We start from the raw sequence: 25,093 nt of genomic DNA on the forward strand, positions 1-25,093 counted from the left end.
TCCCGGCCTCCTGCACGTACACGGTCACGACGACACCGCGGCGCCGACGGCGGCCGGCCGCGCGGGGCCGGGATCCGGGACGCCGGCCATGTGGCTGCGGACCTGCTTCGACGGCGGGCCGGCGGTGCCCCAGAGGTCGGAGAGCTCCGGCACGCGACGCCAGACGCGGCACAGCCAGGCGTCCTCGTCGACCTGCGCGATGCCCGAGGTGTACTCGCACACCAGCCCGGCCGGATCGGCGAAGTACGAGAAGGTGTTGTCGCCGGGACCGTGCTTGCCCGGACCCCACAGCGGCGTGATGCCGTGGTGCCGAAGGCGTCCGATGCCGCGCATGAAGTGGTCGACGGTGGGCATCTGGTAGGCGATGTGGTTCACCGCGGTCCACTCGGCCTGGTTGAACGCGATGCTGTGATGATCGGCATTGCAGCGCAGGAAGGCCATCTGGTGCTCGGACCAGTCCGAGACCCGCATGCCGAGCACGTCGGTGTAGAAGGCCACGGCCGCATCGATGTCCACCGTGTTGAGCACCACGTGCGTCACGCCCACCGGGACGGCGTCGCCGGTCTCGATCTTCGTGACGGCGTAGGTGTCGGCGGAGATCTCGACGACCCGGCCCTCGGGATCGGCGAAGCGCAGGCCGTAGCCGCCGCCGACCTGCTCGAGCGGTCCTGGCCCGGCGATCGGTCCGATCCCCCTGGACTCCAGCCTGCGGGCGGCCTCGTCGACCTCCGCCGGGGTGGCCACGGCGAAGGAGATGCGGCCCAGGCCGTTCTGCGGCGCGTCGCTGAGCTGGAGCACGTGGTGCTGCATGCCGGTGCCCCGCAACCACGCCTGGGCGCCGTCCCGCTCGACGACCTTCAGGCCCCAGACGTTCTCGTAGAAGTCCGTGGAGTCGGTCACCGTCGGCACGCGGAGCTCCACGGAGCGGAGCGCGCGGATGCGAGCGATGGGTGGATTCATTTCTCTGCTGTCCTTCCGTACCTGCTGGGTATCGAGATCGCCGCGGATGTCGGTGCGGCGCTCATGGATTCACCGGGGGATCGCCCACGGATTCGGCTCCGGGTCCATGCCCAGGTAGATGCTCTTCTGGCGGGAGTACGCGGCGATCCCCGCGCGCCCCTTCTCCACCCCCAGGCCACTCTCCTTCACACCGCCGAAGGGCGTGGAGATGCTGAACTGCTTGTAGGTGTTGATCCACACCGTGCCGGCCTGCAGCCGGCGGGCGAGCCGCAGGGCGCGGCGGTAGTCGCGGGTCCAGATGCCGGACGCCAGACCGAAGACCGAGTCGTTGGCCTGCGCCAGCAGGTCCTCCTCCCCGTCGAAGGGCAGCGCGACGAGGACCGGGCCGAAGATCTCCTCCTGGCACACGCGGGCGTCGTTGGCCAGTCCGTCGATCACCGTCGGCAGGTAGTACGAGCCGTCGGCGAGTGCTGGATCATCGGGTCGCTCACCGCCGCAGAGGATCCTGCCGCCCTCCTCGCGGGCGAGGTCGACGTAGCCGGCGACGTCGTCGCGGTGCTTCGCGTGCACCAGCGGCCCGACCTGGGTCCGCGGATCCGAGCCGGGACCGAGCCGCAGTGCGCGGGCGCCCTCGACGACGCGGGCGAGCACCTCGTCGTAGCGGCTCCGGTCGATGAACAGTCGGGAGCCGGCGATGCAGCTCTGCCCGCTGGAGGAGAAGATCCCGTACAGGATCCCGTTCACGGTGAGGTCGATGTCGGCGTCGTCGAGCACGATGGTCGGCGATTTTCCGCCCAGTTCGAGCGAGACCGGCATCAGCTTCTCCGCGGCCTGGTGCGCGATCCGCCGGCCGGTGGTCGTGCCGCCCGTGAAGGTCACCTTGCCGATGCCCGGATGCCGGACGATCGCGTCGCCCACCACCGAACCCTTGCCCGGGAGCACCGACAGCAGGCCCGCGGGCAGGCCGGACTCGTCGATGATCCGGGCCAGCCGCATCGAGACCAGCGGGGTCCACTCCGCGGGCTTGAGCACGACGGCGTTGCCCGCCGCGAGGGCGGGGGCGATCTTCTGCGCATCGCTCGCGATCGGCGAGTTCCACGGCGCGATCGCGCCGACCACGCCGATCGGCTCGTAGACGCTCATCGTGAGGTAGTCGCCCCGCGGTGCGGTGAGATCGGCGTCGCCGCTCTCGAGGACCGCGGCGAAGTAGCGGAAGGTACCCGCCGCGCTGCCCACCAGTGCTCGCGTCTCATGTATCGACTTGCCGGTGTTCGCGGTCTGCAGGGCCGCGAGCTCATCGAGGTGCAGCTCGATGGCGTCGGCGATCCGGGCCAGGTACCGGGCGCGCTGGTGCGGCTGCAGGCCGCGCCACTCCTGGTCCTCGGCGGCCCGTCGGCCGGCCTCGACGGCGATGTCGACGTCGTCGGCGGTGGCCTGGGTGATGGTCTGCAGCGCCCGGCCGGTGGCGGGGTCGACGACCTCGAACACGGGGCCCGTGCCGCGGCGCCACACGCCGCCCACGCCGATCTCGTCGGTCACCGGTACGAACGGCGTCGCCGTGGTCACAGGGGCGTTCATCGGTTGATCTCCTCGAGGGTGCGTTCCTTGGTCTCGATCCCGAACGTCGCGACCACCAGGCAGCCGACGACCGCCACGAGTCCGAAGGTGGTGAACAGCCAGGACAGTGAGTCGTTGCTCGCGGTGAGCACCCAACCGACGACCAGCGGGCCGAAGATGATGCCGAGGCGGCCGGCGGCCCCACCGAAGGCGCACCCCTGGGCGCGGATCCGGGTCGGGTAGAGCTCGGCGGTGTAGACGTAGAGCGCCATGTTCACGGCGAAGATGAACAGTGCGGTGCCCGCGGCCCACAGCACCACCTGGCCGGCCGAGCCGGTACCGAATCCGGCGAGCAGGAACAGCGTCAGGGCGGCGAATCCGAGCGAGGCGGAGATGCAGAGCCTGCGGCCCAGGCGGTCGATGAGGAACGCCACGGTGAGGCAACCGACCAGGCCGGTGAGGCTGGTCAGCACGCTGTAGTGCAGCGCGGTCTTCTCCCCCACCTTGAAGATGCGGGTGAACAGCACCGGCAACCACGAGGCGATGCCGTAGTTGACGAAGTAGGCGGTGAGCCACGCCGTGGCGACCATCGCGGTGCGGCGGCGGTAACGAACGCTGAAGAGTTCGACGAACGAGCTGCGCACGGTGACCTCGGCCGGCGGGTTCCGGTCGTAGTCGGGCAGCGTTCCGAACTGCTTGGTGACCTCCGACTCGATCTTCTCCAGGGTGCGGGTGGCGTCGTCGAGCCGGCCGCGCGAGGCCAGCCAGCGCGGCGACTCCTGCAGTCGGAACAGCGACGGGACCAGGAGGATGGGCAAGGCGCCCAGGGCGAAGAGCCAGCGGTAGCCGTGCGCCGGCACCATCCACGACGCGACCAGCGCCGAGCACACCAGGCCGATCGGGAACACCGTCTCGTAGAGCAGGACGAAGCGGCCGCGGCCGTGCGCCTTCGTGATCTCGCCGATGTAGCTGGCGGCCACCGGGACCTCGGCGCCGAGCCCCAGCCCCTGCAGGAATCGGAAGATCACGAACAGCTCGAGGCTGTGCGTCAGGCCCATGCCGAGGCTGAGGACCGAGTAGACCACGAGCGAGACGATGATCACGTTGATCCGGCCGTAGTGGTCGGCGAACCATCCGCCGAGAAGCGCGCCCACCAGCATGCCGATGCCGCCCACGGCGATCATCCAGGCGATCGATGACGAGGTCAGATGCCACTGCTTGGCGATCTGGGGCATCGAGTAGGCGATCATCAGTTGGTCGAACCCGTCGAAGAAGGTGACGGCGCCGGCGATGACTCTCGCCTTGATGTGCCATCGGCTGATCGGCAACCGCTCCATCCGTGCGCCGATCACCTCGGCGGACAGAGCAGGTGTGACGGAGGTACTCATTCTGAAGGGGCTCCCTTGGGCTGGGTGGAGCTGCAGTCGAGATTTGCTAAGTGCTCAACTATTTACCCCTAAGATGTAACCGCAGTCACAGTGCTGCGGTCAAGTGGTTCGCGAGAATTCGACAATCAGTACCGGAATTGCGCCAACGGCGATACGGACGCGATCACGGGACCACCGCGGACCCGGTCGCCGCGGAGCGCGTGTGCTACCCATGAACCATGAAGGCGATCGACGTCGACGAGACCACGCGGAACCTCCAGCTCGTCGACCTGCCCGTTCCCGAGCCCGGACCCGGTGAGGTGCGGATCGCAGTGGCCGCCACCGCGGTGAACCGGGCCGATCTGCTGCAGCGTCGGGGCCTGTACCCGCCGCCGCCCGGCGCCAGCCCGATCCTCGGGCTCGAGGTCGCCGGCATCGTCGACGCGCTCGGCGCGGAGGTCACCGGGATCGCTGTGGGCGACGAGGTGTGCGCGCTCCTGGCGGGCGGGGGCTACGCCGAGTACGCGATCGCGCCCGCGGCGCAGTGCCTGCCCGTCCCCGCCGGGGTCCCGCTCGTCGACGCCGCCGCCCTGCCCGAGGGCGCCTGCACGGTGTACTCGAACGTGGTCATGGAGGGTGGCCTGCGCGCCGGTGAGACGCTCCTGATCCACGGCGGCGGCAGCGGCATCGGCACGCACGCGATCCAACTGGGCAAGGCGCTCGGTGCCACGGTGGCGGTCACCGTCGGCTCGGAGTACAAGGCGCGGCGTTGCCGCGAACTGGGCGCCGACATCGTGATCGACTACCACGCAGAGGATTTCGCGGAGGTCCTGCGGGACCGCGCCGACGTGATCCTCGACATCATGGGCGCGAGGTACCTGCCGCGCAACATCCGCGCGCTCGCGCCGCAGGGACGGCTGGTGATCATCGGCATGCAGGGCGGCGTCGACGCCGAGCTGAACATCGCTGCACTGCTGCGCAAACGGGGCCGGATCAGCGCGACCAACCTGCGCGGCCGGCCCGCCGTGGGGCCGCACAGCAAGGCCGAGGTGGTGGCAGCGGTCCGGGAGCACGTCTGGCCCCTGTTCGCCGACGGTGCGCTGCGCCCCGTCGTCTCCGCCCGTCTCCCGTTCGCCGAGGCGAACGCCGCCCATGACCTCCTCGACTCCCCCGAATCCGTCGGAAAGGTGGTGCTGACACCGTGATCGACGACCTCACCGCCCGCCTCCTCGAGGCGCAGATCGCGTTCGCACGCAAGCAACTCCGGGACAACGCCTTCCACGCGCTGGTCATCGAGGAGGTGGACAACACGCTCGCCGTCGCCTCCGACCTCACGCTCGCCGAGGCCGTCACGCCCGCCATGATCAAGGCCGTCGCCGCCAAGTACGCCGTCCAGGTCCCGGTCGAGGGCGCGATCCCCGAGCTCGTCGGCGAGATCGCCGGCCGCCTGTACCGGCACACCGTCAACGACACCACCCGCCTCGACGAGGTGATCGACAGCCGCAGCTTCGAGGAGCTGCTGAGCACCGTCACCGAGATGGACCTGACCCGGCGCGTGCTCCAGGTGCTCTCCGAGAGCCCCGTCACCGAGGACGCCGTCGCCTCCGTGCTGCACGCGGCGGCATCGTCCGCGGCCGACGACGCCACGCGCGCCCTGGCCCGGAACGCGGTGACGCGCACCGTCGCCGGTGCCGCCACGCGGGCCCTGCGTCCCGCCCTCCCGGCGCTCGGTCAGCGCGCGGACGCCGCCGCTCGGCGCGGCGTCCGGTTCGCCCTGCGCAGGGTCGCCGCCGACGGCGACGAGACCCTCGCCGACGCCGTTCGGGACTTCTGGCGCGCACACCGCAGCAACTCCGTGGCGGAGTACCGCGGCGTGCTGACCGACGCCGATGTCGAGGACGTGGTGGTGCTGATCTTCGAGTTCTGGCGCACCTTCCGCGACACCGACTACTTCCGCGCGCTCCTGGACGAGGGCATCGACCACGTCTTCGACAAGTACGGCGACGCCTCGCTCTACGAACTCCTGGCCGAGCTCGGCGTGGGCCGCGAGGACATGATCGAGGAGGCCCTGCGCTTCGGCCCGCCCGTGCTCGCCACCCTCGACGAACGCGGCGTCATCGAGGATCTGTTGCGCCGCCGCCTCACGCCGTTCTTCGAGTCCGACGAGTACCGTGCCGCGATCGAACCCCGGCCGTGAGGCCCCGGCTGGTCGCCGGCGTCGCGGCGCTGCTCCTACTCGCCGGATGCGATCCGGTCGTGCCCGCGGGGCCGAGCAGCAGTGCGGCACCGTCGAATCCGATGGCTACGTCGAGCACCAACCCCTACAGTCCCTTCCGCAGCCCTGCCCCCGTCGCGCCCCTCGCGGTCGCTGCGCACGGGTACACGATCACGGCGATCACCACGCCGACATCGCAGCCCGGGCGGGTGCTCACGACCCCACAGCTGGCCGGCGGCGACCCAGCGGTCACCGCGCGGTTCAACTCCGCGATGCGGACCAGCATGGCCGGCATGCCGCAGAACGATCCCGAGACGGATGCCAGCGACGGTGAACTTCCCGGCGGCGACCGCAGCGGCGTCACCCGGATCGGTGCCGGCGCCGTGGCCGGCCGGCTCGTAGTGTTCTGGTACGGGCACGGCGCGGCTCACCCGAATCATTCGATGGGCACCGTCGTGATCGCGACGAAGACGGCGACTCCCGTCACCGTCGACGACCTGTACCGGGACCCGGCGGCGGCCCGCTCGCGTCTGCGCACCATCGTCCCACCGCTGGATTCCAGCCTCCGCCTACAGGACCGCAAGCTCGAGACCGAGACCTTCGCGAACTGGCTCCCGACGGCACAGGGACTCGAGGTGTATGTGTGGGTGGCGCACGTGATCGGCGACTACGTGCCCGTGACAGTGCCGTGGGAGCGCATCGCGGACCTGCTCAAGCCCGGCGTCGAACAGATGCTCCGCGCCGACTGACGGATCAGGCGAACGCGGTCACCAGCACGACCACCCCGCACACCGCGACGATCCCGCCGCCGATCCCGGTGACCACGCGCTGGATACGCGCGGTCGAGCGCGCGCGGAGGACCGCGCCGAGCGAGATCAGCACCAGGTTCCAGCCGAACGAGGCGATGCCCACGCCGACGGCGAACGCCGCCGCGACCGGCGGCCGGTGCAGCCCCTCCCCCAGGCCGACGGCGATCGCGCCGAAGTAGACGAGCGGGAACGGGTTGACCACGGTCAGCCCGAAGAACATCGCGTACCGGGCCCAGCCCGTCGCCCCGCCGGCGGGCTCGGCACCGTCGGCCCCGGGCACCGCGGGACGAAGAGCCTTGCGCACCATGAGAACCGCGACGGCGAGCAGGAGGAGGCCGCCGACCGCGGCGGGCCACCGGCCCCACCGCTCGACGATCGGCGCGAGCGCGGTGCCCGCGGCGAGGGCGAGCACCGCGAACAACAGGTCCGCCGTGCCGACACCGGCGGCGGCCGGCACCGCGCGGCGGCGGCCCTTCGAGGCGCCCTCGTGCAGGAGCATGATGCCGATCGCGCCGAGCGGCAGGACCACGCCGAGGCCGGCGACGATCCCCGCCCCGAACGCGGCGGCGAGCGCCGACGGGGCCACCCGCTAGCCCAGGGAGGCGAGCGCGCGGACCAGCTGATCCACGTCGTACGGGGTGGAGTACGGGCCCAGCCCGACGGTCACCGCGCCCCCGTACTCGGGCACGCCCAGCCCGGCGAAGTACCGGCTGGGCACGTTCGACAGCGCGCACACGCCGTTGTCGGCGAGGCGCTTGGCCGCCTTCGCCGCCGGGACGCCCGGCAGCGTGAAGGAGACCGTGGGCACCCGCCGCTCGGCGCGGCCGATGATGGCCACCTGCGGCGCCGAGGCCAGCGAGTTGAGCATGTAGAACAAGAGCCGCTGCTGGTACTGACGCAGGCCGAACATGGAGTGCTCCAGGCGATCCCGCCGGGCACCCACCGACGACTCGTCCAGCCCCGCGAGGTGATCGATCGACGCGATGAGGCCGGCGAGCATGGCGTACTGGTGCTCGCCGAGCTCGAACCGTTCAGGGCCCGTCGCGCCGCGGTCCGGGTTGACCGCCCGCAGGCGGTTGAAGATGGACGGATCGCGGAAGGCCATCGCCGCGACCTGCGGGCCGCCCCAGCGGTTGGCGCTGACCAGCAACACGTCGGCCCCGAGGCGCTCGATGTCGAGCAGCTCGTAGGGCGCGGCACTCGTCGCGTCGACCACGAGCAGGGCGCCCACCCGGTGCGCGGCCTTCGCCGCCGCAGCCACGTCGATGACGGTGCCGATGGTGGACGAGGCCAGCGGGACCGCGACCACCGAGGTGGCCTGGCTCACGAGCTCCTCGAACTGCCACTCCGGGACCTCACCGGTCTCGATATCGGCCTCGACCCACTTCACGCGGCCGCCGCCCCGGTCCGCGACACGGAGCCACGGGGCCACGTTCGCATCGTCGTCGAGGCGGCACAGCACGATCTCCGCGCCGAGCCCGAGCCGGGCGCTCAGCGATTCCGCCAACGAGGCGAGCAACTGCTCCCGGGAGGGGCCGAGGACGACACCCTCGGGCTTGCCGTTGACGAGATCGGCCACCGCGGTGCGGGCCGCCTGGACGATCCCCCGAGTGTGGGCGGCCCCGGCGTACACACCGTGCGGGTTGCTCACGAACCCGCGAAAGGCGTTGGCCACCGCCGACGACACCGCGCCGGGGATCTGGGCCCCTGCCTGCGGATCGAAGTGGATCCACCCGTCTCCCAGCGCAGGGTAGAGCCCCCGGACGCGGGCAACGTCGAATGCGGATACCGCAACCGCAGTCGAAGCCCGGCCGGGTGCACCCTGGCCTTCTGAGAACGTGTTCACTGGCACGGAGATTACACCGCCCCACCGACGACTCCGTGGCCCGCCCGCGTCGAGCTGCCAGAATGGTGCTATGAGTGATCGCAACGAGGTGGAGATCATCCCTGCCGGAGCCGACGGCGGTGCGTCCGGCGCGACGGACGGTGCCGACGGCGCGGCCGAGGAACTGCACGACATGGTCGAGCAGCCGGCGAAGGTGATGCGGATCGGGACCATGATCAAGCAGCTCCTCGAGGAGGTGCGCGCCGCCCCGCTCGACGACGCCAGCCGCGCCCGGCTCAAGGACATCCACCGCACGTCCATCAAGGAACTCGAGGACGGGCTCTCGCCCGACCTGCAGGCCGAGCTCGAGCGGCTCGCGCTGCCCTTCACCGACGAGTCGACCCCCTCGGACGCCGAGCTGCGGATCGCGCAGGCCCAGCTCGTCGGCTGGCTGGAGGGCCTCTTCCACGGCATCCAGACCGCGCTGTTCGCGCAGCAGATGGCGGCGCGGGCGCAGCTCGAGCAGATGCGTCAGGGCGCGCTGCCGCCCGGTATGACGCCGGGACCGGAGTCGCAGACGGGCCACGGCCAGTACCTGTGACGGCGACGGTGCCGGGCCCGAGCGGGCGGGCACCGTCGACCTGCCGGGGTCCGCAGGCGGCGACGGGTACCCTTCAGAATCGTGCCCGTCGATAGCCCCGCCGCCTCCCAGTCGGCGCCCCTCGTCTCGGACTCGCGCACCTTCAAGCGCGCGATCCGGGACCTCGTCGACGGTGCCGTCGTGCACCGCGAGCTGTGGCTGGAACTGGGCTGGCAGGACATCAAGCAGCGTTACCGCCGCTCCGTGATCGGACCGTTCTGGATCACCATCGCCACCGGTGTCACCGCCGGTGCGTTGGCACTGCTCTGGTCGGTGCTGCTCAACGCGGACGTCGCGACCCTGCTGCCCCAGCTCACCGTCGGATTCATCCTCTGGAGCTTCATCCAGAACTCGATCATCGACGGCTCCGAGGTGTTCATCGCCAACGAGGGACTGATCAAACAGCTACCTGCGCCGCTCTCGGTGCACGTGTATCGATTGGTGTGGCGGCAACTGCTGTTCCTGGCCCACAACGCGATCATCCTGGTGATCGTGCTGGCGATCTTCCCGCCGAAGCACTGGTCGTGGACCCAGCTCAGCATCATCCCGGCGATCGTGATGCTCGCGATCACCGCGGTGTGGGTGGCGATGTTCTTCGGCATTCTGGCGACCCGGTTCCGCGACATCTCGCCACTGCTCACCGCGCTCACCCAGCTGCTGTTCTACGTGACCCCGGTGGTGTGGACGCTCGACACGGTGCCCGGCGGCAACAGCGAGCGCGCCCAGCTGGTGAAGCTGAACCCGCTCTACCACTACCTCGAGCTGGTGCGCGGGCCGCTGATCGGCAAGCCCTTCGACCCGCAGCACTGGTACGTGGTGCTGGGCTGCACCGTGATCGGCGTGGCGCTGACCCTGCTGCTGATGAAGCAGTTCCGTTCCCGAGTCGCGTATTGGGTGTGAGATGACCGTTTCGATCCGGACGCAGGGCGCCTGCGTCGACTTCCCGGTGTTCGATGCGAAGTCGCGCTCGCTCAAGCGCGCGGTCATGGGCTCCGCCGGCGGCAAGGTGATGGCCGACGACAAGGTGGTCGTCGTCGAGGCCCTGCGCGACATCACGATGAGCCTCGATGAGGGCGACCGGGTCGGCCTCGTCGGCCACAACGGGGCCGGCAAGTCGACGTTGCTGCGCCTGCTGTCCGGCATCTACGAGCCGACCCGCGGCACCGCGGTGGTCAAGGGCCGCGTCGCGCCGGTGTTCGACCTGGGCGTGGGCATGGACCCGGAGATCTCCGGGATGGAGAACATCATCATCCGCGGCCTGTTCCTCGGGCAGACCCGCAAGTCGATGATGCGCAAGGCCGACGAGATCGCCGAGTTCACAGAGCTCGGCGACTACCTCTCCATGCCGCTGCGCACCTACTCGACGGGCATGCGCGTGCGGATCGCGCTGGGCGTGGTCACCTCGATCGATCCCGAGATCCTGCTGCTCGACGAGGGCATCGGTGCCGTCGACGCCGAGTTCATGCGTAAGGCCCGCAAGCGCCTGCAGGCGCTCGTCGAGCGGTCGGGCATCCTCGTCTTCGCGTCGCACTCCAACGAGTTCCTGGCGCAGCTGTGCGACCGCGCCATGTGGATCGACCACGGCCAGATCCGCCAGGAGGGCGGCATCGAGGAGGTCGTGACCGCCTACGAGGGCCCCGACGCCGGCGCCCAGGTGCGCAAGGTGCTCGACATGGTCGAGGCCGAGGATGACTGACGGGCGGCCCGACGGTGGTCGCACGCCCGGTCCGGCCGCCGGATCGACATCGGCATCGGCATCGGCATCGGCGGGACCCGACCGGGAGACGGTCATCGCGGTGGTCGTCACGCATAACCGCGCGGAACTGCTGGCGAAGTCCCTCGAGGTGCTCAGCTCCCAGGAACGGCCCATCGATCACCTGATCGTCGTGGACAACGCGGCGCAGGAGCAGGTGCGCGCGCTGGTCGAGGCACAGCCTGTCGCGACCACGTACCTCCCCTCGCATTTCAACCTCGGCGGCGCCGGCGGCTTCGCGCTCGGCATGCTGCACGCGCTGGCGATGGGTGCGGACTGGATCTGGCTCGCCGACGACGACGGCCGCCCGGAGGGCCCGCAGGTTCTCGCGACGCTGCTCGAGGCCGCCGAGCGGCACGGCCTGGCGGAGGTCTCCCCCGTGGTCGCCACCATCGACGACCCGGAGACGCTGGCCTTCCCCCTGCGGCGCGGCCTGGTCTGGCGACGCAAGCGGTCGGAGCTGATCGACCCGGGCGCACCGTCGGACGACGTGCTGATGGGGATCGCGTCCCTGTTCAACGGCGCGCTGTTCCGGAAGGACACCGTCGCGGCGGTGGGCGTGCCGGACCTGCGGCTGTTCATCCGCGGCGACGAGGTCGAGATCCATCGGCGGCTGGTGCGTTCGGGGCTCCCCTTCGGCACCTGCCTGACCACCGCCTACCTGCACCCGAACGGCGCGGACGAGTTCCGGCCGATTCTGGGCGGGCGCATGCACACCCAGTACCCGGACAACGAGACCAAGCGCTTCTTCACCTACCGCAACCGCGGCTACCTGCAGTCGCAGCCGGGCATGCGCAAGTTGATCCCGCAGGAGTGGGCGCGGTTCGGCTGGTTCTTCCTGGTGCAGCGGCGCGATGTCGCGGGTTTCCGGGAGTGGCTGCGGCTGCGCAAGCTGGGGCGCGACGAGCGGTTCACCCGGCCCTGACCAGGTACTGAACCGGGTCTCGCACCGTCTTCCGAGCCACTATTGAAGCCCTCTCAACAAACCGGGGGCGGTGCGCCTATCATCGTCGTCATGGAAACGAGCCTGGTCTCCGATCTGTTCGCACAGGGCCATGCCCTCACGCGCATGCTGCAGCGGCGGGTCGTCGATCCCGCGCGGCCCGATGTCGCGCTGCGCGCCCTCGGCTACAACCGGCAGTACGGCCCGCAGGCCGCGCTGGTCATCAAGGGCGCGGCGGAGAGCCCCGACCGCACCGCCATCGTCGACGAGCGCGGCGCGCTGACCTACGCGCAGTACGAGGCGCAGTCGAACGCGCTGGCCCGGGGCCTGCGCGCGACCGGCCTCAAGTCCGGCGACGTGATCGCCGTTCTCGCCCGCGACCACCGCGGCCTGCTGCTCATCATCAGCGCCGCGGCCCGCGCCGGCATGCGCCTGGCCATGATGAACACCGGCTTCGCCAAGCCCCAGTTCGCGGAGGTCTGCGCCCGCGAGAAGGTGCAGGCGGTGTTCCACGACAGCGAGTTCACGAGCCTGCTCGACGCGCTGCCCGAGGACATGCCTCGCTATCTGACCTGGGTCGACGAGGCCGACGCGATCCCCGAGGGCGCGCAGACGATCGATCAGCTCGCCGCCGGACGCGACGCCAAGCGCGTCCCGCCGCCCGAGAAGCAGGGCGGCTTCATCATCCTCACGTCCGGCACCACCGGCCTGCCCAAGGGCGCGACCCGCAGCAAGGTCCCGTCCCTCGCGACGGCCATGCTGGTCGACCGGATCCCGTTCCGGCGACGCGGCACGATCGTCATCGCGTCGCCGATCTTCCACTCGACGGGCTTCGCCATGTGGTCCGCCGGGATGTCCGTCGGCTGCACGACCGTGACGATGCGCCGCTTCGACCCGGAGAACACGCTCAAGCTGATCGCCGACAACCGCGCCGACATGCTGGTCGCGGTGCCCACCATGCTCACCCGCATGCTCGGCCTGCCGGCCGAGACCATCGCGAAGTACGACACGAGCTGCCTCAAGGCTGTCGTCGTGGCCGGGTCCGCCGTCTCCCCCGAGCTGTCGGAGAAGTTCCAGGACGTCTTCGGCGACGTGCTCTACAACGTCTACGGCTCCACTGAGGTCGCGGTCGCCACCGTCGCCACGCCGCGGAACCTGCGCGCGGCGCCCGGCACCGTCGGCAAGCCCCCGGTGCTGACGACGGTGCGCCTCTACGACGAGAACGACCGGCTGGTCGAGGGCATCGGCAAGCGCGGCCGCGTGTTCGTCCGCGCCGGCGCGCCCTTCGAGGGCTACAGCGACGGCCGCACCAAGCAGATCATCGACGGCCACCTGTCGTCGGGCGACATGGGGCACTGGGACGAGCACGGCCTGCTGCACATCGACGGCCGCGACGACGACATGATCGTCTCGGGCGGCGAGAACGTCTACCCGCTCGAGGTCGAGAACCTGCTGGTCACCCGCACCGACGTGGTCGAGGCCGCGGTGATCGGCGTACCCGACCCCGAGTTCGGGCAGCGCCTGCGCGCCTTCGTGGTGATCGAGGGCGGTGCGCCGGCCGACGACGCCGTCGAGGAACTCACCAAGGAGCTCAAGGACTTCGTCCGCGCGAACCTGGCGCGCTTCAAGGTCCCGCGCGACGTGGTCTACCTCGATCGCCTCCCGCGCAACCCCACCGGCAAGATGGTCAAGCGCGAGCTGCCCAAGGACTGAAAACGTGTGGTCATTCGTACTCATGATCATGAGTACGAATGACCACACACCTGTGCGAGGGAACCGCACGCCGGGCTGGTGCGTCCAATTGACATGTGGAGGGATGCGGCACTGCTGTTCGCGGCGCAGGACGGCGTGGCCACCCGGCGGGAGCTGCACGCCGCGGGCGTGAGCGATTCGATGATCGCGGTTCGGGTCGATCTCGACGAAGTGGTCCGGATCGCGCCCGGGCTCTTCCGTACGAAACACCACCCGTTCACCGACAGGACGGCGATCCGGGTCGCGGGCCTGCTGTCCGGCGGCGTCGCGGACCGGGAGACCGCGCTGTTCTGGCACGGGATGACCGACGAATCGCCGTCGACGATCGGCGTGACAGTGCCGGTCGCTCGCCGACTACGCGCCACGCACGGCTACGCGATCCGGACGCGTCGCCGCGCGCTGGACCGCGCCGATGTCGTGGACGTCGACGGGGTCGCGGTCACCTCGAAGGCGCTGAGCGTCCTTGAGATGGCCGACGCGAAGGTCATGGACCGCGCGCTGCAGCAGGGTGACGTGACGCTGGAGGAGTTGTCGGAGGCGCTGGAGCGGAACGCGCACGCGAAAGGCATCAGTGCGGCGCGAGCGATCTTCGACATCGCCTCGGGCGACACCGAGTCCGAGGCCGAGCGCATCTTCCTGGCACTCCTCCACCTGCACGGAATCACCGGCTGGACCATGCAGCTCACCTTCCGCGGATGGAGGGTCGACATCGCCTTCCCGGATATCCGGCTCGCGGTCGAGATCAACGGCTGGGCCTTCCACCGGTCCCGGGCGCGGTGGCAGAGCGATCAGGACAAGGCGAACGCACTCACCGTCGCGGGGTGGTCGGTGCTGAACTTCTCCTGGCACCACCTCACTGACGACCCCGAGGGCGTCATCACCACCCTCGCCGAGGCGATCGGCGCCCGGGCCGCCTGAGGTCCGGCCGGCCGGCAATGTGTGGTCATCCGTTCCCATGATCGTGAGTACGAATGACCACACATTCCGACGGCGTGCGGTTCACCAGTAGGAGTGGCGGGTGTGCGGGGGCAGCGGGGGCGGAATCGGCCCCGATGACGCCTCCGGCTGCACGAGATGAACCACCTGCAGGATGTGGAACTGCTCCTGATGGGTCACCGCGAGGCCGCCGTCGTCCAGCGATACCTGCATGTCCGTCCCCATGAACTGGAAGGGACGGAAGGTCCACCACAGATTCCCGTTCTCCTGCCGGAAGTCCGTCTCCGGCCGGTCCGCATCTGTGAGAACCCATGCAGCCGTGCAGTTGTCAGCAGCCCACGAGGCCCACTGGTTGACGCCCTTCTCCTTGTCCCAGAGCTTGCCCTCGGTGCGCCGGTTCCCGTCGTCGCCTATGTCCCGCAGACCGTCGAACATCCCGGGCAGGCCGTCGTACGCGATGCGCAGCGAGGGCCACGCCCAGCTCGGCTGCACCTGGAAGAACACGCAGTCGCCCGGCCGCGCGTTGTCGCGGATGTATCGCGCCGCATAGCTGAAATCGCTGCCGCCCGGCTTCGACAGCGGGCTGTGCTGCCACAGGTAGCCCGGGATCGCGGCCACCGTGAGCGCGACGAGCACCACTGCGCCCGCCACCCGCGGCCGCGGCAGGGCGCGCGCCACCGTCGTGACCGCGGCGGCGAGCACCAGCACCACACCGGGCACCGTGAAGCTCACGTACCGCCCCACGTACGAGGGCACGACCGGCGAGACCAGCAGGATCGCCGCGAGCGGTACCAGCGCTCCCGCCAGTCCGTAGCGCACCGCGGGCCCCAGGTCCGACGGTGCCGCCCCCGCGGTCCGGGCGGGGCCGGCGACGCCGCGGCGCCACCACAGGACCGCCGCGACGGCGATCACGAGCCACGCGGCCGCGGCGAAGGCGAGGGAATGGTCGAACCACTGGTCGACCATGACGTTCTGGAAGATCCGCCACCCCGGCCAGCGCAGCCACGACACCTGATCGCGCTGGGTGGCCGCGAGGATCGCCACCGGGCTCGCGAGGACGATCGCGACGACCGACGCGATCACGGCCGGCCGGAGGACGGCGCGCGTGCGGGTCCGCGGGTCGGAGGCGAGGACGACCGCCACGGCGAGCGCGAGGGTCGCCGAGTAGAGGAACAGCACCGTGGCGAGGAGCAGCGCCGCACCGTAACCGAACCAGGCCCGCCGCATGACGGTCGCGCCTGACGTCGCGGCACCGGGGGCACCGGCCGCCGACGCCGCGCGGTGCGCCGCGATCAGGACGAGTGCCGCGGAGGCGATCACCCAGGAGTACGAGCGGGCCTCGACGCCGGCCCAGGTGATCCGGGGCAGGATCAGCGCGATAATCCCCGCGACCAGCGCGAAGACATCGCCGCCGAGCCGGCGGGCGAGGACGTAGCAGGCCGCCGTGGCCGCGCCGACGCCGAGCGCGGAGAAGGCCCGCAACGCGGTCTCGTCCATGCCGAATGCCAGGGAGAAGGTGCGCACGCACCAGTAGTAGAGGCCGTGCACCGCGTCGATGTTCGTCAGCAGGTGCCACAGCTCACCGGGCGAGCGGTCGATCGCGGACGCGGTGGCGAGCTCGTCGAACCACACCGAGGGCCGCCCGCCGTGCCACAGCGACAGCAGGACGCCGCCGAGCGCGAACGCCCAGGGAAGGAACAGTGCTCGCCGCGGCCAATGCCCCTCCCGATCTCGCCATCGCGGCCGCGGCCGCGGTGCCGAGGACATCACATCAACCGGAAGATCACCGTGCGCTGCACAATGAAGTTCACCACGGTCGCGGTGCCCTGAGCGATCACGAAGGCGACGAGACGGTTGACGTAGCTCCCGATCCCGTCCTCCGGCGGCGGGAAGAGCGTGAAGAACGCCATGTACAGACCCAGCTGCACGCCGTACATCGCGATGTACAGAGCCCACACCGCGATCAACCGCTTGGTCGACGGCTCGGCCTTGAAGGTCCAGCGGCGGTTCAGCAGGTACGCGGTGGTGGTTCCGCAGATGAAGCCGATGGTCTTGGCGAGGGCCTCATCGAGCCCGAGGAACTTGCCGAGGAGCAGCGTGAGGCCGAAGTCCACGATCGCCGAGAAGCCACCGGTCACGATGAAGCGCACGAGTTGCGTCTTGAGATCGAGATGCTCCCGATCAGCGGCTTCGGAGGTGGTCACGAGGTCATATCGTACCGACGGATCCTTCGTTATTCGAATACGTCGTCCTCGGCGGCGGCCCGCTCCTCGCTCTTGCGCTCGCGGGAGGCGAGCACGCGCAGGGCGACGAAAGCCGCGCCGGCGCCCACGACACCGCCGACCAGGCCGCCCGCGAGCGTGCCCAGGTCGCGGAACCGGCCGCCCTCGTGCAGCAGGATCAGGATCAGCGCCGCGAGCCCGAGGGGGATCGTGGTCGCCAGGGATATCCACCGCCGCCGACCGCGGTTGAACATGCTCAGCACCTGGCTCAGGGGCACCCCGTGCCGCCGGCAGTACCGCTGCACCGCCGTCATCTGGATCGCCCCCGGCGCGACGAGCGCGAGCAGCGCGGCTGCCACCGCGCCCTCGGCCGCCGCGACGATCGCCACCCCGAAGAAGGCGTAGATGCTCCAGAAGGAGGCGATCGCATTGGCGCGGTAGTACTCGTCCCGGTTGCGCTCGTCGCCCCAGGCGGGGTCCGACGGGGCCAGGATGAACTCCTCGAGCTTCGTATCAGCGGACATGACTCTCCTCCTCCAGCGGAAAAAGCAATTCGACGGTGCTGTCGAGGGCCCGGGCGATCTTCAACGCCAGGTACACGCTGGGCGCGTAGTCGCCCTTCTCGACCGAGACCACCGTCTGACGGCTCACGCCGACGACGACGGCCAGCTCGGCCTGGGTGATGCGCTGGGCGCGTCGCCGCGCCCGCACCGGGTTCTCATCCTCCACGCACATAGTCAAGCAGACTTGACATTTCTATGTCAAGCCTTCTTGACATCGCGACTCGAGCGCGTCGCGATACGCAGGTTTCGTCTCAGTTCTGCCCGATTCCGGGCAGATAATTGACACGGCACCGTCGAACCCGCAAGATCGAGGCGTGCCGGACAGCGACCTCGTGGATCACATCGCGCGGACCACGGGGCTCTCGGCCGCCGAGGCCGGGCGCGTGATCGACGATGTCACGGCCTACTACCGGGAACCCGTCGAGGAGTTCGTCCGCCGCCGCCACAGCGCCCTGCAGGGCCGCGGGGCGAAGAACGCGGAGATCTTCGCGACCCTGTCCGACGAGCTGCGCAGCAGGCTCGTCGCCGCGCCCGATCTCACCGAGCGGCAGCTGCGCCGTCTCATCTACAGCTAGGAGCCCCACCCCAGCATGTGCGGAATCGTCGGATACATCGGTGGCCAGACGGCCGTGGACATCCTCGTCGACGGGCTCACCCAGCTCGAGTACCGCGGGTACGACTCGGCGGGCATCGCGGTCCTCGGCCCGTCGGGCGCCAAGCGAGTGCGCAGCGTCGGCCGCGTCCGCGATCTCGAGGCGGCGCTGCCCAAGCGGCTGGCGGGCAAGACCGGCATCGGCCACACCCGGTGGGCCACGCACGGCGCTCCCTCGGAGCCGAACGCCCACCCGCACACCGACGTGACCGAGCGGATCTTCGTGGTGCACAACGGCATCATCGACAACGCCCGGGACCTCCGCCTCGAACTCGAGGCCGACGGGGTGGAGCTCACCTCCGACACCGACACCGAGGCGGTCGCGCACCTCATCGCCCGCACCGGCGCGGACAACCTGGAGGACGCCGTCCGGCAGACCCTGGCCCGGCTCAGCGGCACCTACGCACTGGCCGTGATCGACACCGAGCACCCCGACCGGATCGTCGTGGCCCGCAACGGCTCGCCGCTGATCCTCGGCGTGGGCGACAAGGAGATGTTCGTCGCCTCCGACATCTCCGCCGTGGTGCGGCACACCAGCCAGGTGGTCCACCTGGACGACGGCGAGTGCGCCACCGTCACCGCGTCCGGGTTCCGCATGTTCAACGCCGACGACAACCGCGCCGTCGCGAAGTCGGCCACCACCGTGGACATCTCGCCCGACGACCTGGAGCTGGGCAACCACAGCCACTTCATGCTCAAGGAGATCGCCGAGCAGCCCTTCTCGCTCGAGCGGATGCTCTCCGGCCGGCTCGACGAACGGTTCGCCACCGCCCGCCTCGACGGCCTGAACCTGGATGCGCAGGCGATGCGCCGGTTCAAGCGCGTCAAGATCCTCGGTTGCGGCAGTGCCTATTACATGGGTCAGCTCGGCGCGTCGCTCATCGAGGAGCTCGCGCGCATCCCCGCGGACGCCGAGCCCGCCAGTGAGTTCCGTTACCGCAACCCGATCGTCGAGCCCGACACCCTGTACGTCGCCGTGAGCCAGTCGGGCGAGACCGCCGACACCGCGTTCGCGGTGCAGGAGGTCAAGCGCAAGGGCGGCACCATCGTCGGCCTGGTCAACGTGGTCGGCTCGACCATCGCGCGCGAGGTCTCGGGCGGCATCTACCTGCACGCCGGGCCCGAGGTCTCCGTCGCCTCCACCAAGGCCAATACGCACATGGCGGTCGGCTTCGCTCTGCTCGCGCTCGCCCTGGGCCGCGTCCGCGACCTCTCCATCACCGACGGTACGCGGATCGTCAAGGGCCTCAAGGCCCTCCCTGCGCAGATCGGTGAGATCATCGACGCCCCCGGCGATGTCGAGCAGGCCGCGAAGCTGCTCGCCGAGGCGCCGAGCCTGTTCTTCATCGGCCGGGTGCGCGGGTACCCGACCGCCCGCGAGGGCGCGCAGAAGTTCAAGGAGATCAGCTACCGGCACGCCGAGGCGTACCAGGCCTCCGAGCTCAAGCACGGCCCGCTCGCGCTGATCAACCCGGAGATGCCGACCGTCGCGATCGTGCCGGACGACGAGCTGCTCGACCGCAACATCGGTGCCCTGCACGAGATCGCGGCCCGCGGCGGCGACATCGTGGCGATCACCAACCCGGGCGTCGACCTGCCCGAGTCCAAGGTGACGCTGACGGTGCCCAAGAACGAGCCCGAGCTGGACCCGATCCTGCTGATGATCCCGACCCAGCTGCTGGCCTACTACGCGGCGCTGAGCCTGGGCCTCAACATCGACCGCCCCCGGAACCTGGCGAAGTCGGTCACCGTCGAATAGGCCGCCACACGGTCAGTCCCGCTTCGGCCCCACCCACACCTGCTGAGCGTTGACGAACTCGTGGATACCCGCGCGGCCCAGCTCGCGGCCGTAGCCGGAGCGCTTCACACCGCCACTGGGCAGCCGCGGGTCGGTCTTGACGATGCCGTTGACGCTGACCTGTCCGGCCTCCAGGTCGCGGGCCATGGCCTCGCCGCGCGCGGCGTCGGTCCAGACGCTCGCCGCGAGGCCGTACGGGGTGGCGTTCGCGAGGTCGAGGGCATGCTCGGCGTCGACCGCCGTCATCACCGCGGCGACGGGGCCGAAGGTCTCCTCGGCACATGCGGCCATGCCCGGGCGCACGCCGGTCAGCAGAGTCGGCGGGTAGTAGAAGCCCGGGGCGTCGGGCACCGTCCCGCCCAGGAGGCAGGTCGCGCCGGCGGTGACGGTCTCGGTGACCTGACGGTGCAGGTTCTCGCGCAGGTCGGCACGCGCGATCGGGCCCACCTGGGTGTCGTCGTGCCGGGGATCGCCCATCCGCAGCGCGGCGAGCCGCGTGCGCAGGGCCTCGACGAACTCGTCGAGCACCGGCCGCTCGACGATGATCCGCTTGGCCGCGATGCAGGACTGCCCCGCGTTGATGATCCGGGACAGGGCCAGCGTCTCGGCCGCGGACTCGATGTCGGCGTCCGCCAGCACGATCGACGGGTCCGACCCGCCCAGTTCCAGCACGGCGGGCTTGATCTCCGACGCGGCCACGGACGCCACCGCGGCGCCGGCGCGATCGGACCCGGTGAAGGAGACGGCCCGGATCCGGCGGTCCCGGATCACCCCGGCCACGTCGGCCGTGGCCGCCGGGAGGGAGGCGAAGACACCGTCGGGCGCCCCGACCGCGCGGAAGGCACCCGCGATCGCGGCGGCGCAGCCCGGCACGTGCGGGTCGTGCTTCATGACCGCGGTGTTGCCCGCCATGAGCGCGGGCGCGCAGAACCGGAAGGCCAGCCAGAACGGGGCGTTCCACGGCAGCACGCCGAGTACCGGGCCGAGCGGCAGGTACTGCACGTAACTGGACGTGGCATCGGATTCGACGGACTCCGCCGCCAGGTACTGCTCGCCGTGCTCGGCGTAGTGCTCCGCCGCCCACGCCGCCTTGATCACCTCGCCGCGCGCCTCGGTGATGGGCTTGCCCATCTCCTCGGTCATCACGTACGCGTAATCCTCTACACCCCTGCGGAGTTCGGCACCCACTGCGCGCAGCAGCTTCGCCCGGTCGGCGAATCCGGTCCGCCGCCAGTCGACGAAGGCGGATTCGGCACGCTCGAGCGTCGTCTCGATCTCCACGGGCCCGGCGGCCGGAACCTCGCGGATCCGGTCACCGGTCGAGGGATCGATCACGGTCAGCATCGTGGTCATGGCAGCACCTCCTCGGTCGTTTCCTGTTGGGTCGCACCGTCGCCGGCGGAACCGTCGTGCACGGTGAAGTCCTCGTCCAGCGTGAAGAAGGACTCGCATCCGTCGTCGGTGATCCGAATGGTGTCGGAGATGCCGACGGTCTTGTCGCCGTCGACGCCCCACATCCACGGGATCACGTGGAAGGTCATGCCCGGTTCCAGTGCGGTGAAGTCACCCGGGTTCAGCGACAGGATGTAGCCCTCGTCCCACGACGGCGGGAAGGCGATCCCGATCGAGTAGCCGGACCGGGTGACCAGCCGCGCCCCGACCGTGTTGTCCGAGATGATGCGCCGTACCAGCGAATCGGCGTCGGAGACCGTCATTCCCGGACGCATCAGCGACTTCAGCTCCGAGAGTGCCAGCTTCATCCGCTCCTGCGCCTCGAGCATGGTGCCCGACAGATCCCCGTTGACGACGGTGCGCATGAGCGCCGCGTGGTAGCGGCGATAGCAGCCGCCGACCTCGAGGAAGACGTGCTCCCCCGGCTCGATGGTGCGGCCCTCCCAGGTGGCGTGTCCGATCATCGACCGCGGGCCCGACGCGACATAGGGCATCACGGCGGGGAATTCGCCGCCCGCCCGGAACATCGCGGCGCTGATCGCCGCCGCTACGTCGTTCTCGGTGTTGCCGGGAACGGCGGCCTCCAACCCGGCGGCCATGCCGGCCTCCGCCGCGTGGGCGGCCTTGCGCATCACCGCGATCTCGGCGTCGGACTTGCGCGCCCGGCCGGCCTCGACGATGCCGAAGCAGTCCATGAGCACCCCCTGCTGGAACGAGGTGTGCACGCGGTCCTGCTGGTAGGCGGGGAAGAAGTAGCTGTTGCGCTCGTAGCCCACGCGCTTCGTGCCGAGGCCGCCCTCCTTGAGGGTGAGCACCAGTTCCTGGATGGCGTCGCCCGTATCGGGGTACGGCCGGGTGCGCTCGACCCAGGTCCGCGCGATCACGTTGGACTCCTCCATCGCGCGGGTGATCATGACGGGCTCGTCGTCGAGCGGGACCACCAGCGCCTGGAAGAAGGAGTACCCGGTGGTCTGGTAGTCGGTGAGGTACATGAGGTTCTCGGGATCGGTGATCACCACCGCGTCCAACCCGCGGCGCTCCATCCGCTCCCGCAGTTCGCCCAGGCGCCGCTCGTACTCCTCGGGAGGGAAGGTCATGTCGTCGCGCGCCCTCATCGGGCCACCTCCGCCACGGCGCCCTTCAGGATGTCGAGCCCCGCGGCCAGGTCCTCGTCGGGGATCGTCAGCGGTGGAATGAGTTTGAGCACCCGGCCGCCGCTACCGCAGGGGCCGATGAGCAATCCCGCGTCGAAGCAGGCCTTCTGCACGGCCTTGGCGAAGGCACCATCGCCGGTGTCCAGCGCCTGCATCATGCCCTTGCCGCGCACCTCCCAGTCCCGGTCCGGGTGGGCCGCGGCGATCGCCGCGAGCTTCTCGCGCATCGTCTCGCCCTTCACCGCAACGGCGGTCATCAGCTCGTCGTCGGCGAAGTAGTCGAGGGCGACGGTGCCCGCCACCATCGACAGACCCTGCCCGCGGAAGGTGCCGGTGTGCGCGCCGGGGGACCAGTGCGCGTCGACCGCGGGCCTGTTGAGGTTCATGGCGATCGGCGTGCCGTAGCCGCCGAGCCCCTTGGCCAGGGTGATCACGTCGGGGTCGAGGCCGTAGCCGTCGAAGCTGAAGTAGCTGCCGGTGCGGCCGCAGCCGGCCTGGATGTCGTCGATGATGAAGAGCGCGCCGGTCTCGCGCGCGAGGTCCTGCACCGCGTGCAGCCAGTCGGAGCTCGCGACGTTCACACCGCCCTCGGCCTGCACGGCCTCCACGAGGAAGGCCGCGGGCGCGGTGTGCCCGCTCGACGGATCCGCCAGGGCCGCGGCGTAGTCGGCGAGCGCGGCCTTCCCGCCGGGCGCGGTCTCGAAGGGCAGCCGGACGACATCGCGCAGGGGCACGCCCGCCCATTGACGGAAGGCCTCGTTCGCGGTCGCGGCGAGCGCGCCGAGGGTCATGCCGTGGAAGCCGTGGCTGAAGGCCACCACCTCGCGCCGACCGGTGACCAGCCGCGCCAGCTTGAGGGCCGCCTCGACCGCGTTGGTCCCGGTCGGGCCGGTGAACTGCATGCGGTGGTCCATGCCGCGCGGGGCGAGGATCACGTCGTGGAAGCGGGTGAGGAAGTCGCGTTTGGTGGTGGTGTAGGTGTCGAGGCTGTGCGCCACTCCGTCGGCTTCGAGGAAGTCGATCATGGCGCGCTTCATGTTCGGGTTGTTGTGTCCGAAGTTGAGCACGCCGGCGCCGGCGAAGAAGTCGATGTAGCTCTTCCCGGCCTCGTCCACCTGTCGGGCGTTCGACGCGGACGCGAAGACGGTGGGGAAGTTCCGGCAGTAGCCGCGGACTTCCGATTCCCAGTTCTCGAATGCAGTGGTGTCCATGCGAATCCCTTTCGTTCCGTGCGAGTGACTTCCGTTCAGGGCGGCTCCGGCGCCCCCGCGAGACCCACCAGCAGGCGCGCGGCGGGGTCGAGCAGGGCATCGTCGAAGTCGTAGTCGCCGCTGTGCAGCGGCGCAGTGGCACCGGACCCGAGGAGCGCGAACGCACCGGGTATTCGCTGCAGGTAGTAGCTGAAGTCCTCGGAGGCGAGGACCGGTGTCGGCGCGACGGGATCGTGCCAGTCCGGGCCGAGGACCGTCGACAGATGTTCCCGCAGTTCGGCTGCCGGTCCCGGATGGTTGACGGTGGCGCCGTAGCGCACGACGGTCCGGACCTCGGCCGCCACGCCGTGCGCAGCGGCGGTGGCCCGGGAGATCTCGTCGATGAGTGCGAAGATGCGCGTACGGGCGCCGTCGGCGGCGGCGCGGACGCTACCGGCGAGCGAGGCCGACCCGGGCGTGACGGTGGCGGCGCTCTCGGCCCGCAGCGAGGTGACGGCGACGACGGCCGCCTGCTGCGGCGATATGCGTCGCGCCACGATCTGCTGCAGAGCGACCACGACCGCCGCAGCGGCCAGCACCGGATCGTGGGTGGCCTCCGGTTGGGAGGCGTGGCCGCCCCGGCCGATCAGTTCGACCTCGAAGGTGCCGTTCGCCGACATCACGGCACCGTCGGGACACAGCGCCCGACCGAAGGGCAGGCCGGGCCAATTGTGCCAGCCGAAAACGACATCCACGCCGTCGAGGGCGCCGTCGTCGATCATCCCGCGCGCGCCGTGCCCGCCCTCCTCGGCGGGCTGGAACAGCAGCGTCACCGGGCCGGGCAGGCTCGACGCGTGGCGGTGCAGCCAGCGCGCCGCGGCGAGCAGCGCGGCGGTGTGCCCGTCGTGACCGCACGCATGCATGACACCGTCGTTCTCCGAGGCGTACGGCAGTCCCGTGGCCTCCGGAATCGGCATGGCATCGAGGTCGGCGCGCAGCGCCGTGTGCCGCCCGGCGGCGTCCGGCGCGAGGCGGACGACCGTGCCCGTCCCCGCACAGGCGTTCCACGCGAGGCCGATCGCGTCGAGTTCGGCGCGCACGGCCGCGGCGGTGACGTGCTCCGCCCAGGCGAGTTCGGGGCGGCGATGAAGTTCGCGTCGGAGTTCGGTGGCCCGGGCAACGGTCTCGGCCCAAGAATCGTTCATCGGACCTCCTCGGATGGCGTCCGTCTCGGTCCCTCTCAACGTACCGCCGAAACGGTCCGCACGTCGTCCAACGTCGAATCGTCCGATAGTCGGAGGACTC

At 70.3% G+C, this 25,093-nt stretch carries 24 protein-coding genes; 11 read left to right on the forward strand and 13 right to left on the reverse strand.

Features of this window, described 5'->3' with window-relative positions; translation table 11 throughout:
* Positions 1-24: 24 nt before the first annotated feature.
* The 3 genes from AXK61_RS08510 to AXK61_RS08520 all read right to left on the reverse strand — a co-directional run bounded on the left by AXK61_RS08510 (position 25) and on the right by AXK61_RS08520 (position 3,905).
* The gene (locus AXK61_RS08510; protein ID WP_068570284.1) at positions 25-960 is read right to left on the reverse strand and encodes a VOC family protein; all 936 of its coding nucleotides are present in this window, start codon (positions 958-960) and stop codon (positions 25-27) included.
* 69 nt (positions 961-1,029) lie between these two features.
* The gene (locus AXK61_RS08515) at positions 1,030-2,538 is read right to left on the reverse strand and encodes an aldehyde dehydrogenase (RefSeq protein WP_068570283.1); all 1,509 of its coding nucleotides are present in this window, start codon (positions 2,536-2,538) and stop codon (positions 1,030-1,032) included.
* On the reverse strand, positions 2,535-3,905 hold the full coding sequence (locus AXK61_RS08520; protein ID WP_068744795.1) for an MFS transporter: 1,371 nt from the start codon (positions 3,903-3,905) through the stop codon (positions 2,535-2,537). The genes AXK61_RS08515 and AXK61_RS08520 overlap by 4 nt, the downstream gene beginning before the upstream one ends.
* A 218-nt stretch (positions 3,906-4,123) precedes the next feature.
* On the opposite strand from AXK61_RS08520, the gene AXK61_RS08525 reads away from it, so the two are divergent.
* The 3 genes from AXK61_RS08525 to AXK61_RS25665 are packed head-to-tail and all read left to right on the forward strand — an operon-like array spanning position 4,124 to position 6,848.
* The gene (locus tag AXK61_RS08525; RefSeq protein ID WP_068570281.1) at positions 4,124-5,089 is read left to right on the forward strand and encodes an NAD(P)H-quinone oxidoreductase; all 966 of its coding nucleotides are present in this window, start codon (positions 4,124-4,126) and stop codon (positions 5,087-5,089) included.
* Complete coding sequence (locus tag AXK61_RS08530) at positions 5,086-6,081, forward strand: hypothetical protein (RefSeq protein WP_068570280.1); 996 nt, start codon at positions 5,086-5,088, stop codon at positions 6,079-6,081. The genes AXK61_RS08525 and AXK61_RS08530 overlap by 4 nt, the downstream gene beginning before the upstream one ends.
* Positions 6,078-6,848 (forward strand): hypothetical protein, encoded by a 771-nt coding sequence (locus tag AXK61_RS25665; RefSeq protein WP_231855485.1) that lies wholly within the window; start codon positions 6,078-6,080, stop codon positions 6,846-6,848. The genes AXK61_RS08530 and AXK61_RS25665 overlap by 4 nt, the downstream gene beginning before the upstream one ends.
* Positions 6,849-6,852: 4 nt before the next feature.
* Here AXK61_RS25665 and AXK61_RS08540 read toward each other — a convergent pair whose 3' ends face one another.
* Entirely contained in the window at positions 6,853-7,494 is a 642-nt protein-coding gene (locus AXK61_RS08540) for a LysE family transporter (RefSeq protein WP_068570279.1), read from the reverse strand.
* A 3-nt stretch (positions 7,495-7,497) separates the two neighbouring features.
* Positions 7,498-8,754, reverse strand: a complete 1,257-nt coding sequence (locus AXK61_RS08545; RefSeq protein WP_269451160.1) for a cysteine desulfurase-like protein — start codon at positions 8,752-8,754, stop codon at positions 7,498-7,500.
* A 70-nt stretch (positions 8,755-8,824) separates the two neighbouring features.
* Between AXK61_RS08545 and AXK61_RS08550 the strand changes: the two genes are divergently transcribed.
* The 6 genes from AXK61_RS08550 to AXK61_RS08575 all read left to right on the forward strand — a co-directional run bounded on the left by AXK61_RS08550 (position 8,825) and on the right by AXK61_RS08575 (position 14,739).
* On the forward strand, positions 8,825-9,334 hold the full coding sequence (locus tag AXK61_RS08550) for a bacterial proteasome activator family protein (protein WP_068570278.1): 510 nt from the start codon (positions 8,825-8,827) through the stop codon (positions 9,332-9,334).
* Positions 9,335-9,415: 81 nt separating this feature from the next.
* Positions 9,416-10,273 (forward strand): galactan export ABC transporter permease subunit Wzm/RfbD, encoded by an 858-nt coding sequence (gene wzm / locus AXK61_RS08555; protein WP_068570277.1) that lies wholly within the window; start codon positions 9,416-9,418, stop codon positions 10,271-10,273.
* A gap of 1 nt (position 10,274) precedes the next feature.
* Positions 10,275-11,069: a galactan export ABC transporter ATP-binding subunit Wzt/RfbE gene (gene wzt / locus AXK61_RS08560; RefSeq protein WP_068570276.1), complete on the forward strand. Its 795-nt coding sequence runs from the start codon at positions 10,275-10,277 to the stop codon at positions 11,067-11,069.
* A complete protein-coding gene (glfT1, locus tag AXK61_RS08565; protein ID WP_231855486.1) occupies positions 11,062-12,051 on the forward strand; it encodes a galactofuranosyltransferase GlfT1 in 990 nt (329 codons plus the stop codon). Before wzt ends, glfT1 begins: the two co-directional genes overlap by 8 nt.
* Positions 12,052-12,141: 90 nt before the next feature.
* Positions 12,142-13,782, forward strand: coding sequence for an acyl-CoA synthetase (locus AXK61_RS08570; RefSeq protein ID WP_068570275.1), 1,641 nt, complete (start codon positions 12,142-12,144; stop codon positions 13,780-13,782).
* A 93-nt stretch (positions 13,783-13,875) separates the two neighbouring features.
* Positions 13,876-14,739 carry a DUF559 domain-containing protein gene (locus tag AXK61_RS08575; RefSeq protein WP_068570274.1) on the forward strand — a complete coding sequence of 288 codons (864 nt, stop codon included), beginning with the start codon at positions 13,876-13,878 and terminating at the stop codon, positions 14,737-14,739.
* Between the two features lie 81 nt (positions 14,740-14,820).
* On the opposite strand, the gene AXK61_RS08580 is transcribed toward AXK61_RS08575, so the two are convergent.
* Genes AXK61_RS08580 through AXK61_RS08595 form a run of 4 tightly spaced genes read right to left on the reverse strand, consistent with a single transcriptional unit; the run spans position 14,821 to position 17,708 of the window.
* Entirely contained in the window at positions 14,821-16,524 is a 1,704-nt protein-coding gene (locus AXK61_RS08580) for a glycosyltransferase family 39 protein (protein ID WP_068744797.1), read from the reverse strand.
* A complete protein-coding gene (locus AXK61_RS08585) occupies positions 16,524-16,961 on the reverse strand; it encodes a GtrA family protein (protein WP_068570272.1) in 438 nt (145 codons plus the stop codon). Before AXK61_RS08585 ends, AXK61_RS08580 begins: the two co-directional genes overlap by 1 nt.
* Before the next feature lie 29 nt (positions 16,962-16,990).
* The gene (locus AXK61_RS08590; protein ID WP_068570271.1) at positions 16,991-17,503 is read right to left on the reverse strand and encodes a hypothetical protein; all 513 of its coding nucleotides are present in this window, start codon (positions 17,501-17,503) and stop codon (positions 16,991-16,993) included.
* On the reverse strand, positions 17,493-17,708 hold the full coding sequence (locus AXK61_RS08595) for a helix-turn-helix transcriptional regulator (RefSeq protein WP_231855487.1): 216 nt from the start codon (positions 17,706-17,708) through the stop codon (positions 17,493-17,495). The genes AXK61_RS08590 and AXK61_RS08595 overlap by 11 nt, the downstream gene beginning before the upstream one ends.
* A 148-nt stretch (positions 17,709-17,856) precedes the next feature.
* On the opposite strand from AXK61_RS08595, the gene AXK61_RS08600 reads away from it, so the two are divergent.
* On the forward strand, positions 17,857-18,117 hold the full coding sequence (locus AXK61_RS08600; protein ID WP_068570269.1) for an HU family DNA-binding protein: 261 nt from the start codon (positions 17,857-17,859) through the stop codon (positions 18,115-18,117).
* A 15-nt stretch (positions 18,118-18,132) separates the two neighbouring features.
* Positions 18,133-19,953: a glutamine--fructose-6-phosphate transaminase (isomerizing) gene (glmS, locus tag AXK61_RS08605; protein ID WP_068570268.1), complete on the forward strand. Its 1,821-nt coding sequence runs from the start codon at positions 18,133-18,135 to the stop codon at positions 19,951-19,953.
* A gap of 12 nt (positions 19,954-19,965) precedes the next feature.
* Here glmS and AXK61_RS08610 read toward each other — a convergent pair whose 3' ends face one another.
* The 4 genes from AXK61_RS08610 to doeB2 are packed head-to-tail and all read right to left on the reverse strand — an operon-like array spanning position 19,966 to position 24,993.
* Positions 19,966-21,345 carry an NAD-dependent succinate-semialdehyde dehydrogenase gene (locus AXK61_RS08610; RefSeq protein ID WP_082789273.1) on the reverse strand — a complete coding sequence of 460 codons (1,380 nt, stop codon included), beginning with the start codon at positions 21,343-21,345 and terminating at the stop codon, positions 19,966-19,968.
* Positions 21,342-22,559, reverse strand: coding sequence for an ectoine hydrolase (gene doeA / locus AXK61_RS08615; RefSeq protein ID WP_068744799.1), 1,218 nt, complete (start codon positions 22,557-22,559; stop codon positions 21,342-21,344). The genes AXK61_RS08610 and doeA overlap by 4 nt, the downstream gene beginning before the upstream one ends.
* Positions 22,556-23,809, reverse strand: coding sequence for an aspartate aminotransferase family protein (locus tag AXK61_RS08620; protein WP_068744801.1), 1,254 nt, complete (start codon positions 23,807-23,809; stop codon positions 22,556-22,558). Before AXK61_RS08620 ends, doeA begins: the two co-directional genes overlap by 4 nt.
* Before the next feature lie 35 nt (positions 23,810-23,844).
* A complete protein-coding gene (gene doeB2, locus AXK61_RS08625) occupies positions 23,845-24,993 on the reverse strand; it encodes a N(2)-acetyl-L-2,4-diaminobutanoate deacetylase DoeB2 (RefSeq protein ID WP_068744802.1) in 1,149 nt (382 codons plus the stop codon).
* Between the last annotated feature and the right edge of the window lie 100 nt (positions 24,994-25,093).

Origin of the sequence: Tsukamurella pseudospumae (assembly GCF_001575205.1) — a bacterium.
GTDB classification, from domain to species: domain Bacteria; phylum Actinomycetota; class Actinomycetes; order Mycobacteriales; family Mycobacteriaceae; genus Tsukamurella; species Tsukamurella pseudospumae.